This is a genomic window from Prevotella sp. BV3P1, from assembly GCF_000479005.1.
Classification (GTDB): Bacteria; Bacteroidota; Bacteroidia; order Bacteroidales; family Bacteroidaceae; genus Prevotella.
In genome coordinates this window covers 24,503-36,328 of record NZ_AWXC01000024.1, presented here as the reverse complement: position 1 = coordinate 36,328, position 11,826 = coordinate 24,503, and the positions used below count along the sequence as shown (strand labels likewise).

Annotated in this window: 9 protein-coding genes; 2 read left to right on the top strand and 7 right to left on the bottom strand. The window is 43.7% G+C overall.

From position 1 onward, the window contains the following. Window positions 1–11 precede the first annotated feature (11 nt). The 3 genes from HMPREF1254_RS04635 to HMPREF1254_RS04625 form a co-directional block, all read right to left on the bottom strand. A complete protein-coding gene (locus tag HMPREF1254_RS04635) occupies window positions 12–1,688 on the bottom strand; it encodes an AMP-binding protein (RefSeq protein WP_023057481.1) in 1,677 nt (558 codons plus the stop codon). Window positions 1,689–1,983: 295 nt separating this feature from the next. After that, window positions 1,984–3,231, bottom strand: coding sequence for an ABC transporter permease (locus HMPREF1254_RS04630; protein ID WP_023057474.1), 1,248 nt, complete (start codon window positions 3,229–3,231; stop codon window positions 1,984–1,986). A gap of 85 nt (window positions 3,232–3,316) precedes the next feature. Continuing rightward, window positions 3,317–4,528: a pyridoxal phosphate-dependent aminotransferase gene (locus tag HMPREF1254_RS04625; RefSeq protein ID WP_036878168.1), complete on the bottom strand. Its 1,212-nt coding sequence runs from the start codon at window positions 4,526–4,528 to the stop codon at window positions 3,317–3,319. Window positions 4,529–4,835: 307 nt separating this feature from the next. Between HMPREF1254_RS04625 and HMPREF1254_RS04620 the strand changes: the two genes are divergently transcribed. Both HMPREF1254_RS04620 and HMPREF1254_RS04615 read left to right on the top strand, forming a co-directional pair. Beyond that, window positions 4,836–5,312, top strand: coding sequence for a DUF4494 domain-containing protein (locus HMPREF1254_RS04620; RefSeq protein ID WP_023057498.1), 477 nt, complete (start codon window positions 4,836–4,838; stop codon window positions 5,310–5,312). A 46-nt stretch (window positions 5,313–5,358) separates the two neighbouring features. Then, window positions 5,359–6,024: a YggS family pyridoxal phosphate-dependent enzyme gene (locus HMPREF1254_RS04615; protein ID WP_023057480.1), complete on the top strand. Its 666-nt coding sequence runs from the start codon at window positions 5,359–5,361 to the stop codon at window positions 6,022–6,024. A 49-nt stretch (window positions 6,025–6,073) separates the two neighbouring features. Here the strand turns inward: HMPREF1254_RS04615 and HMPREF1254_RS04610 are convergent, their stop codons facing one another. From HMPREF1254_RS04610 to HMPREF1254_RS04595, 4 genes are all read right to left on the bottom strand, one after another. Next, window positions 6,074–7,864, bottom strand: a complete 1,791-nt coding sequence (locus HMPREF1254_RS04610) for a M6 family metalloprotease domain-containing protein (RefSeq protein ID WP_023057496.1) — start codon at window positions 7,862–7,864, stop codon at window positions 6,074–6,076. Between the two features lie 384 nt (window positions 7,865–8,248). Then, a complete protein-coding gene (gene mnmE, locus HMPREF1254_RS04605; protein ID WP_023057482.1) occupies window positions 8,249–9,658 on the bottom strand; it encodes a tRNA uridine-5-carboxymethylaminomethyl(34) synthesis GTPase MnmE in 1,410 nt (469 codons plus the stop codon). Window positions 9,659–9,770: 112 nt separating this feature from the next. Beyond that, window positions 9,771–10,649, bottom strand: a complete 879-nt coding sequence (locus tag HMPREF1254_RS04600; protein WP_023057505.1) for a nucleoside phosphorylase — start codon at window positions 10,647–10,649, stop codon at window positions 9,771–9,773. A gap of 9 nt (window positions 10,650–10,658) precedes the next feature. Then, complete coding sequence (locus HMPREF1254_RS04595; protein WP_036878121.1) at window positions 10,659–11,789, bottom strand: hypothetical protein; 1,131 nt, start codon at window positions 11,787–11,789, stop codon at window positions 10,659–10,661. Window positions 11,790–11,826 lie beyond the last annotated feature (37 nt).

The following is an 11,826-nucleotide window of genomic DNA, read 5'->3' as shown; positions in this document are numbered from 1 at the left end:
GAAAAACGCCTTTATGCCTCATGTGCATTCTGATAAAGATATCTTTTGATGCTCTTCTTTGGTGTTTTCTCGAATTCTTCATCATGTAATCTGATGGCACTCAGTTTGCTATAGGATGGCAACTCATTGTTTAGTTGCAGTCTGTTTTGTTCCATGACTTCTTCAATATCCGATCTGGACAGCCCGATGGAATTAGCTTCATCCAAATCGGGGCAGACCAATCCCACCAGTTTATCATTCTCTTGAATCACCACACTCTCGCTGACCATGGGCATGGCGTTGAGCCTATCCTCGATTTCTTCTGGGTAAATGTTTTGTCCACTCGCACCCAGCAGCATGTTCTTCAAGCGTCCTTTAATGAAAATATTACCTTCTGCGTCCATTGTTCCTAAGTCACCAGTGTGATACCAGCCATCAGCATCCATCACGGCTGCCGTGGCTTCTGGATTCTTGTAATAGCCCAGCATCACATTTGTGCCTCTGGCCCATATCTCACCGGGAACGTTCTCAGGATCATTACTGTTTATCTTTACTTCCATGTGGTAGGCAGCACGACCGCAACTACCGGGGATAAACGTCTCATGGTTGGCGTATGCGATGATTGGAGCACACTCGGTTGTGCCGTATCCAACGGTATATGGGAAGCCAATCTTCTGCAAGAAATTCTCGATGTCCTTGTTGAAAGCAGCGCCACCAATAATGACTTCATGGAAATTGCCACCAAAAGCGTTGATAACCTCTTGTCCAATCTTCTCGTGAATCTTGGTGTTGATGACAGGCATGTTAAGCAACAGCTTCATCATATTGTTCTGTATCTTTGGGTAGACTCGCTTCTTGATAATCTTTTCGATGACCAGCGGTACGGCAATAATTAAGGCAGGCTTAATTTCTGCGTATGCTTGGGCAATGATAGCGGGGCTCGGTAGACGGGTCAGGTAGAAGATGTGACAGCCCGAAATAAACTCATAGATGAATTCAAAGGCCATGCCATACATGTGAGCCATGGGCAGGATGCTCATCACGTGATCGCCTTTGCGAATGACGCTGCCCAACTCGTGCTGGGCAAAGTCTGCGTTTCCCCACATGGCGCGATAGGGTATCATCACGCCTTTCGAGAATCCTGTCGTTCCGCTCGTGTAGTTAATCAGTGCCAATTCTTCCGGGTCCTGCTCGATATAGTAGTTGACATGTTCTGGTCTGAAGTACTTAGGATACTTCTTGCCGAACATTTCGTTAAGATGTTCTCGGGCATACGTCAACTTCTCTGTTCTGGAAACAAACAACGAATAATCGGGAATATAAACGATTCCTTCCAAGTCTGGCATCGCTTTTTCGTCGATGATGGTTGCCACAACGTCGCCGACGAAAAGCAACTTTGCTTCGCTGTGATTGACAATGTTGTGTATTTGTTCGGCGGTAAACTCGTGTAAAATGGGAACAGCAACGGCTCCATAGGTCAGTGTTGCTAAAAAAGCGCATGCCCAAGCAGAACTGTTTCGTCCACAGAGGGCTATCTTGTCACCTTTCTGAACTCCGCTGTTTTCAAACAAGATGTGAAGCTTTTCTATTTTTCGAGCCACATCGTGATACTGAAGAGTAACGCCTTTATAGTCTGTCAGGGCGTTCAAAGTCCAATGGTCGATAATACTCTTTTGAATGAGGGCATTAAAACTCGGAATTTCTTTCATGCTACTTTCGGTTTATCTTAGTTGGATTTTATTTCTGATATGAAAATCATTTAGTTGAATTTTTCGATGTCAGTTTAAATAATTCTATTGCACAATATTTAAGTATGTGTGCAAAGATAACGTCTTATTTGCACATGTACAAGAAATATGTGCATGTTTTTTCGCAAAATCCAATACGGAAATGTTGTTTTGATAGCTTGTCGTCTTGGCAATAAAAGGTGAATACAAGCCTCCTAACACGAAAATGTCTTGATAAAAAAACAGCTGGGAAGTGGCGTCGAAAGTGTGAAAGTCCCTATTCGTACCTCATGGATTTGGCTGGATGTATGTGAGAAATGAGGTAGCTGGGGGCGATTAAAACCACAACACTGATTAAGAGCGTTGCCACGTTTAGTAACAAAAGAATAGGGATATTGATATCAACTGGTACCGTTGTTACATAATAAGTTTGTGGATCCAGACCGATAATGCCAGTGTATCTCTGCAACAAAACCAGACCAATGCCAATGAAATTGCCGATGAGAAGACCGCGGGTGATAATGAAGACGGCAAACCATAAGAACGTATGTCTAATCATCGCGTTCTTGGCTCCCATGGCTTTCAGTACGCCAATCATGGTGACACGTTCAAGAATAATGATGAGAAGTCCTGAAATCATGGTTACTCCGGCTACGGCAATCATCAGGGCAAGAATGATCCAAACGTTCAAGTCGAGCAGATCCAGCCATGAGAAAATCTGGGGACTGATATCTCTGATGGTCTTCGATGAATAAGTTTCGCCGTAATGATCCACCGTTCTGTTCAAGCGATTGATGAATATAGCTTCCGTGTCATCAACCTTATTGAAGTCTTTCACCGTAATTTCAGCACCCGACACCTGGTCTGTTTCCCAGCCATTGAGCTTCACAGCCGTGTAAAGGTCCATGAAGCAGGTGACATCATCATATTGTGCCAAGTTGGTTTGATAGATGCCTGCGATGGTGAAGCGCCTCACTCTGACCCCAGCGTGGTCAATGAAATAAGCAAATATCCTGTCGCCAGTTTTTAATTTCAGCTTCTTAGCCATCGACATGGATAGCAATATTTTGTTGCTGCTTTTTGTGTCAGAGAAGGCAGGAATGCTTCCTTCCATCAGATTTTGGTGGATGAAGGTTGAGTCAAAGTCAGGTCCAACCCCTTTGAAAACAACGCCAAGGAAGTCAGAATCGGTCTTCAGTACCCCTTGTTTGGTTGCAAATCGTTGAACATGCTCTACGCCTTGCGTGTTTTTCAGCACCTCAAGCAAGGAGTCTGTCATCTGAATAGGATATGATTCTGAGGTTTGCAGCGTCATGAAGTTAGCCACTTGGATGTGGCTGCCAAATCCAATAACCTTCGCACTGACAGCATGTTTGAAACCAAACACCACGCAGACAGACACGATCATCACAGCAAGGCCGATGGCAATGCCAGCGGTAGCAATCCTAATGGCAGGCTTGGAGGCCTCCGCCTTTTCACCGTTCACGCTGTAAATTCTTCTTGCTATGAATAAAGGTAAGTTCATACTTGGTTTTGTCGTTAATGGAATGGTGTCGTTGAAGCATTGCAGGAGGAAAGAACTGGGTTGGCAATTCCTGTCCAACCGTATGTTACAATCGCTCTTGTTCCACTCTTCCAGGATATTTGTCTAATGCCTCGCGCAGCACGACCAGTGCTTTTTCAAGATCGTGTTTGTTGAGAACATAGGCGATGCGCACTTGATTAAATCCAGCTCCCGGCGTGGTGTAGAAGCCCGCAGCGGGTGCCATCATCACCGTTTCACCTTCAAATGAGAACTCTTCCAGGCACCATCGACAAAATTTCTCGCTGTCATCTACAGGCAATTTTGCTACTGTATAAAAGGCTCCCATCGGTATAGGAGAGTACACGCCCGGTATTTTGTTCAGTCCGTCGATGAGGCATTTGCGTCGTTCTACATACTCATCGTACACCGTACGGTAATACTCTTCTGGTGCATCGAGCGATGCTTCTGCCACAATCTGTCCAAGAAGAGGAGGGGAAAGGCGAGCCTGACAGAACTTCATCACGGCCTTTCTTACCTCGATATTGCGTGTTATCAGCGCTCCGATACGTATGCCACACTCGCTATATCGCTTGGAAACCGAGTCAATGAGGATGACATTGTCCTCAACGCCCGTCAAGTGCATGGCACTGATGTAAGGGGAACCGGTGTAGATATACTCCCGATAAACCTCATCTGAGAACAAAAACAGGTCATATTTCTTCACTAAGTCCCTGATTTGGTTCATCTCTCTGCGGGTGTACAGGTAGCCGGTAGGATTGTTGGGATTGCAAATCATGATGGCGCGGGTATGCTCGTTGATCAGCTCTTCAAACTTTTCAACCTTGGGAAGTGAAAAACCTTCCTCGATGGTTGTTGCGATAGTCCTGATCTTCGCACCCGCACTAATGGCGAAAGCCATGTAGTTGGCGTACGCAGGTTCAGGCACAATGATTTCGTCTCCAGGGTTTAAGCAACTCATGAAGGCGAACAACACCGCCTCACTACCACCTGATGTGATAATGATGTCATCGGCCGAAACATTGATGTCGTACCTTTTGTAATAGCCCGCCAGCTTCTCTCGATATGATAGACAGCCTTGGCTGGGCGAATATTCCAAGATGGTTCGGTTGATATGTTTGAGCGCATCCAATCCTACTTGTGGCGTCGGAAGGTCGGGTTGTCCAATGTTGAGGTGGTAAACCTTGATTCCGCGTGCCTTTGCCGCTGTCGCCAAAGGAGCCAACTTGCGTATGGGCGACTCAGGCATCTCTAATCCTCGAACAGATATTTCTGGCATATAATTTAATATTCTTCTGGGGAGCTGCTTGCTGGACTTTTCCCCTCGGTCTTGACAATCGTGCAAGTGAGCGTGGCGTGTGTTATCATTCATGCGCCAAACTCGCTTGCGTGTATGGTGCAAAGGTAACAAATAAATCTGAACGCCAAATGAAGTGTGGATATAAAATATGAGAGTTGGAATCAAATAATATTATCCATACGGTCTTCATAAGTCACTTGTTCCATTTGTGGGATTTGGCAATTTTTACTACTTTTGCATCCATATCATTTAAGCAATATAGTAACTTTATTTAAGAGGTATAACGATGAGAACAAGAAATGCTAATTGGTTTGAGACAAATGTACAATATGAGCGTCAGGCAGAAGACGGACTCTTTGCCAAGGTAAGAGAAACTTATGTGGTTGACGCCTTTACTTTTGGTGAGGCAGAAGATGCCATCACCAAAGAAATGGCGAGCTATTCAAGCGGTGAGTTTGTCATCAAGAACATCACGCCAGCTGTTTATAGTGAAATCTTCTTCAGTGATAGAGAGAGTGATGACAAATGGTACAAGGCCAAACTGATGTTCATCACCATTGATGAGGAGAAAGGTAAGGAGAAACGAACGGCCGTAAGTTATCTGGTTCAGGCAAAGAACATCGAGGGAGCCCTTCAAAATATCGGAGAAGTGTTCTCAAGCAGCGTGCTCGATTATGTGGTAGCCAATGTTTCAGAAACCAAAATCATGGATGTTTTTGAACACGATTTGAAAAAAGAACCCGATGATCAGCCTGAAGTATAAACGGCTGAAGTGAATAGGAGTGTGGTTCGTTTAAACTTTCATAATCATGGTTGATGTAACAAAAAGCTTGCACGACGTGAAGAAAAGGCTGCCTGCTGACGTTTGTTTGGTAGCCATCAGTAAGTATCATCCCAAAGAGATGATAGCGAGTGCTTATGCAGCAGGGCAGCGCGTCTTTGGTGAAAGCCGCGAACAAGAGCTTACCGAAAAGGTGGAAGCACTGCCAAACGACATTGAATGGCACTTTATTGGACACCTGCAAACCAATAAGGTGAAATATATTGCTCCTTACATCAGCATGATTGAGTCTGTCGACTCGCCCAAGCTTTTGCGTGAAATTAATAAGCATGCAGCTCGCAACAACCGTGTTATCGACGTGCTGTTGGAGCTGCATATTGCTGAGGAGGCCACCAAATATGGCTTTTCCTTGGGTCAATGCCGTGATTTCTTGGAGGCCGGCGAATGGCGTGAATTGTCGAATGTGCGTATCTGCGGACTGATGATGATGGCGTCAAACGTGGACGACGAACGGCAGATACGCCAGGAAATGTTGACGGCCAAAGACTTTTTTGACGAAGTGAAGGAGCGCTATTTCGCTGACCAACCATCATTCAAACAGCGCAGTTGGGGTATGAGTCACGATTACCTCATCGCCGTGACGTGTGGCTCTACCATGGTAAGAGTAGGTAGTGCCATATTTGGCGAACGCTAAATCAAATCATAAAATAATGCAGCATCCTTTCCCTATTTATCCTTTTTGATTAATAGTGGAAAGGATGAATGTATACTTTCTTGCCTCCAATGATGTATATGCCTTGTGGCAAAATCGATTTGTCGGTTCCAATGTATTTGCCATCAAGGCTGAAAATGCGTTTGTCGCTTGTCGCTTCTTGGGAGAATGTAGGCACAATACCCTGTGTAGAGAACTTTTTAAGGAAGTCGAAATAAACGATTCCCTCTTTTTCAGAGATGTTATAAATGGGCTTATCAAGCGTCCCTCCTGTCCATGTCCATGGTGCATAGTTGGGCAATTTGTTCGCATCTGTGAGTTCTGTTACATTCTTCGTCCCGGGAAAGAGGTCGCCTTTTAATTCTTCTTTGTATTTATTACTGTTCCCATTGTACGAGCTGTACAGCCGTCCATCAGCTGGAATTACTGTCATGCGGGGCTTGCCTTTCTCATTGTTCACACTGTTTGATGATAATGTAAATGGCAAAGCCTCATAATTTACATGATACATCAACAGTCCATGACTCTCCAAGCCTGCATTCCAACGCTTGGCTTGAATGTTCTGAACAATGTAATAATCTTTTTTGTTCGGATCGTTGTCATTATAGATGCGATAGGCTTTGCCCTTGTTATCAATGGTTTTCAATTCAATTTGCTGCGCAGTGGTCAAATCATCAATCGTCATCCATCCCATGGCTTCACGTTCCCAAGCCGTATAGGCTGTAGGCCACCTGCCGCCATTGGCGATATATTCGCCATCGTCCATGAGGCTCCATGCTTCCATTCCTTGGTTGTCCCCTCGAGCACTCGCCAATGTAGGATAGAAATCGGGAAGCCCCATACAGTGACTGAATTCATGACAAAAGAGTCCGATGCCTGATATCATTTTTTCTTCAGGATATGTAGGGCTGCCAATCAGTTCGCTGCTGATGCCTACTCTACATATCTTTTTCCCATCAAAGGAGGGAGTGGGGTAAATCGTTCCTGATTTGGCCCACATGGTGTTGTCGGGTGCACCCATGTTCTGTCCATAGCCCGAATAGACAACATACACCAAATCGGCATAGCCGTCGCCATTGGCATCATAGTTTGCAAAGTCAAGCGAATCGTCCATCAGTCGGCAGGCATCGGTAATCAGTTTATCGAACTCTTCATCGCCACCGTTGGAATCTGTTCCTCCATAATATGCAAGGTCGTGCGGAAGTGTCACAGGACCATAGACGTCAAACTGTGGTGTAAACTGACCAAAGCTCATGTCCTTGAAATATTGTTGCACGCTCGATGCGTTTTTACCCTCACCGTGTCCGTAGTCAGTAGGGCGTCCTTTGCCATTGAGAAACTGTTGAAACGATTGGCGAGGATTGGTAAGTGTAAATGGGGTGTCCTTGTATTGAGCCAAAATGACGATGGCTTTGGGCGAACCCGTGTGTGGGAAAAAAGTACTGTTCACTTGTACAGGTTCGCGACGCATGGCACGAGTTTCTATCCGTTGTTGTGCTCTTTCAAAAAACAGATTTCTGTTTTGCGCTGCCACGGCTCTCTTTTCAGCGTCCTGTCGTTGCGATTTCTCATGCGCCAAGAGGTTTGACGATGATATTTTCCCATATCGGTCGATATGCGCAATATAAAAGATGTCGGCTTTGCGAATCAGTATGACACCGTCTTTGTCGGTGTACCAGTTAAAATGTTCATCTCCATGTTGGTAGGCTTGCAGAGAGGTTCCGTCTGGTTGGGTGACAGTAAGCGGCATGCGCCAAGCCTTTGCAGCCCACGTGCAAACGGAAAGTATGAGTGCGAGTGCGGTAATTAACAGTTTTTTCATTTGTATGTTATGTTTCTTTCCATGGGCAAATGTACGAAAATAGTTTTGAATATCAATTGGTTTCGTCTTATTTTCGGCAGTTAAGAAATTATTTTAGACATGACTTAAGAATGAATCAACTGCCGGTCTGTCCATCGTATCATCTTCCTAAGAAGTATAAGGGGCCCTGTTCAGTTGTCCAAACCCATTGACTTTGGTCTCTAAAGTCAATGCAATTGGAAGGTAAACCCATTGAGTTTGGCGGTTAAAGTCAATGAGTTTGCCAGGATATTAAAATCATTTGCAGCGAACTAATTGGGATAAAGCTAAGAATGATCTGATGCCTCTTCGCCAATAAGTGCGACAAGCTCACAAAACATTTTTTTGCCTTGCTGATTTCCGACTTTACTTTCCGATGCAAAAATGTTTGAAGATATTCTCAAGTACCTCTGGAGTCGTTATTTCTCCCCCCGTGATGTCTGCCAGTTGGTCAAGGCAAACACGCAGATCTTCAGCTATGAGATCTCCGCTGAAATCTGCTTTTAACCCATTGATTACTCGAGTGATGCTTTCTTTGGCATGAATGAGGGCATCGTAATGGCGAGCACTCGTGATGATGACATCATTCTCCGTGATTTCGGGAATATTTGCTTTTTGATAGAGTAGGTTTTCTAATTGGTCGATGTTCGTTCCGAGTTTGGCACTGATTTGTATGGTTGATAGGTTGTTTGTTGGCAACTTGTCAGGAATCGTTCTGATATCAATCTTATTTTGAACGAGAATCACTTGTTTGTCCTCACAATACTCCAACATTTCTTGAATCTCGCTACGGCTAGGCTGTTCATCAACCAACCATAAGATGATGCGTGCTTCGTTAAGCTTCTTATAGGTGCGCTCGATACCGAGCCTCTCTATCTCATCATTCGTTGAGCGAATGCCCGCTGTGTCAATAAATCGAAACGTGACACCTTTAATTTCGGTCGTGTCTTCAATAACATCTCTGGTCGTACCATGAATGTTGCTCACGATGGCTTTCTCTTCCTTTAGTAGCTGATTGAGAAGTGTGCTCTTTCCTACGTTCGTCTTGCCAACAATGGCCACAGCTACACCTTGTTTATAAGCTTTTCCTGTTTCAAAAGAGTGGGCTAGCATAGACAATCGTTGGTCAATAGTTTGTGCCAAATCAAGCAATTCTGTTCTGTCAGCAAACTCGAGTTCTTCGTGATCGCTAAAATCAAGTTCAAGTTCGAGCAAGGACGTTATCTTCAGCAGTTGGTTCCTTAACAGAGCCAATTCATCGGAAAAATGACCTTTCAATTGACTCATGGCCATTTGGTGTGTGGCACGATTAGTAGAAGAAATCAAGTCGGCAACAGCTTCTGCCTGACTTAAATCTAACTTTCCATTAAAGAAGGCGCGCTGTGTGTATTCACCAGGTGCAGCCTGTTGACAGCCTTCTTTGATAAGTGTTTCTAAAATGGTTTTAATGATGTAACGAGAGCCATGACATGATATTTCAACAGAATCTTCACCCGTGTAAGAGTGAGGCGAACGAAAAACGGAAACCAACACATCGTCAATCTCTTCTCCATCGTTGTTAGTCAAATGTCCATAATGCAATGTCTGCGGTTTTGCTTCTGTCAGGCTATGATTAGATTTGGAAACGAACACTTTGTCTACGATGTTGATGGCATCGCTTCCTGATAGACGAATCACGGCTATAGCACCTCCAGCCGGTGTCGCTAAAGCGCAAATCGTAGATTGTGAGCTTATTGATGATGGATCTTGATTGGAATCGATTCGAGAAACTTGCATATTGAGTTATAAGATGAATTGAGTAAAACATGTTGTCAGACCCTGATATTGGGGTCTGACAATCAAAATGATAAGGGTTGACCATTGAAAAAAGTGGCCAAACGGTCGCTCATTAAATTCTGTCAAGTACAATTTGTATCAGCCCATCAATAGAGTTTTTGTATTCCACATTTGCTTTTTGAGCACGACGATTGGCTATTACCATACAACACGTCATAGCCTTGTGTCCTAACAGCTTAGCAAGGCCTGCCAGCGCGCTGCTCTCCATTTCGAAATTTGTGATTCGGTAACCGTTGTATTCGAAACTCTCTATTTTTTCATTTTGGTTGGGATCGGCCAAAGGTATGCGCAACTCTCTGCCTTGTGGTCCGAAGAAGCCACCACAAGCAATTGTCACACCGCGAACCATGTCGTCTCCCGCAATGCGATTGAGTGTTTCTTTATCTGCATCAATAACATAGGGTGCGCCTTTTTGTGGGTTCCAGTTCATGTGTTTTTTGAAAGCCTCCTCGAATTCTAAGTCACAGGCTTCGTCTCTTCCTGCGTAATAATTCAGCAAGCCATCAAATCCAATACTCTTTTCACTGGCTATGTATGTTCCTTCTGGCGTATATTCTTGCAATCCGCCACAGGTGCCAAGTCTGACCAAGGTGAGTGACTTAAGCGGTGATTTCTCATGACGGGTGGCAAAATCAATGTTAGCCAAAGCATCCATCTCGTTCATGACAATATCTATATTATCACAGCCGATACCCGTACTGATCACACTGATTCGCTTTCCTTGATATGAACCAGTAATGGTATGGAATTCCCTGCTTTGTATATCGCACTCTACTTTTTCAAAATGCGAAGCTACCAGCGACACGCGGCCTGGATCGCCTACCAGAATAACTTTGTCGGCCAATTGTTCGGGCTTGATATGCAAATGGAAGACACTACCATCGGCATTGATGATAAGTTCTGATTCTGCAAAATATTTTTTTTCCATCATTGTAGGGATTTAGTTGGTTAACAATTTGTTCTCTTCGTTTCTTACTGACTTTTCAAAGGTTTGCACATCTTTTCTTTGTTGCTGTATGGTTTCTTCCGCTTTCAGCAAATTAGCTCTCATTCCTTGTTGATCGGATATGGATGCTCGGCTATAATCGGATCTCATCTTGGCCAAAGTTTTCTCATTCTGTGCCAATTGAGATTTCATTTCAATCAATTGAACGTATAATTCTTTTGTCTTGTTGCTTTTGAAATCATCTATCTTTGTATAAACAGTTTTGTCATTAACTGGGAACAGAAAACCTGGCTTTGAATTTGCTTGATGATTGTTTTGCTTCAAACTTTCCAATCTTTTTAGTGCGGCATCCCTGTTTCCAAAGGCCCATGTGTCTTTAATGCTCGTCAACTTGGCAAAAGACTTAAGCTGTTTATCTTCAAGATTATCTTGACTGAAGTTAAGGCGCGGATTGGTTGGAACGAATGTATAGATGCAAACTTTATCTTTTGGTTGATACCGGTCACTGACTAACCAGCCCAATGCATACATGTCATCAATAGCCAAGAAATAATCATTTGCAGTTGAGTTGAACGGCAATCCATAATTCTCTGGTTTATAAAAAGTTCCATCTTCACTGTTAAACAATGTCATGAAGATATCATAACCACCCAAACTCTTTTCTCCTTGACCAGAAAAAAATAAGGTCATACCGTCAGAAAGTAGAAAAGGGTAGTTGGCATTGTCTACCTCTTCATCCAATTCTACTAATTGTTTTGGTTTACTCCAGATGTCTCCTAGTAGATCAGTTGAATACAGGTGGTATCCCTGTGCGGTATCACCATCGGCATAGATACGGTGATTGCCAAGTTCGTTAGTATAGGAGAATAGGCCATTTTGTTCAGAAAGCGTACCGGCATCCTTGCTCATAGGGATTTTAGATAAGAAATTTTTCTTGTCTACCACAATGCTATCAATGAACATGACTTTAGCAGTTCCTTCTACCATCGTCTCGAATAATTTGTCAGCAGGAGTTTTCTCTGTTTTGTTGGCTTGTGGATGAGCTGATCTCTTCCCATGTCTTTGAGCTTGCATGGGAAGAGGTGAAAAAAGCAGTAATACCAATAAATATAATGTATACTTCATTTTTGTCATTTTGACAAAGATACAAATTTATTTAAGA

Excerpts from the sequence above, each read along its gene's own strand:
- mnmE (WP_023057482.1), bottom strand. The coding sequence starts at position 9,658 with ATGCAAGTTTCTCGAATCGATTCCAATCAAGATCCATCATCAATAAGC.
- HMPREF1254_RS04600 (WP_023057505.1), bottom strand. The coding sequence starts at position 10,649 with ATGATGGAAAAAAAATATTTTGCAGAATCAGAACTTATCATCAATGCC.
- HMPREF1254_RS04595 (WP_036878121.1), bottom strand. The coding sequence starts at position 11,789 with ATGAAGTATACATTATATTTATTGGTATTACTGCTTTTTTCACCTCTT.
- HMPREF1254_RS04635 (WP_023057481.1), bottom strand. The coding sequence starts at position 1,688 with ATGAAAGAAATTCCGAGTTTTAATGCCCTCATTCAAAAGAGTATTATC.
- HMPREF1254_RS04610 (WP_023057496.1), bottom strand. The coding sequence starts at position 7,864 with ATGAAAAAACTGTTAATTACCGCACTCGCACTCATACTTTCCGTTTGC.
- HMPREF1254_RS04615 (WP_023057480.1), top strand. The coding sequence starts at position 5,359 with ATGGTTGATGTAACAAAAAGCTTGCACGACGTGAAGAAAAGGCTGCCT.
- HMPREF1254_RS04625 (WP_036878168.1), bottom strand. The coding sequence starts at position 4,528 with ATGCCAGAAATATCTGTTCGAGGATTAGAGATGCCTGAGTCGCCCATA.
- HMPREF1254_RS04630 (WP_023057474.1), bottom strand. The coding sequence starts at position 3,231 with ATGAACTTACCTTTATTCATAGCAAGAAGAATTTACAGCGTGAACGGT.
- HMPREF1254_RS04620 (WP_023057498.1), top strand. The coding sequence starts at position 4,836 with ATGAGAACAAGAAATGCTAATTGGTTTGAGACAAATGTACAATATGAG.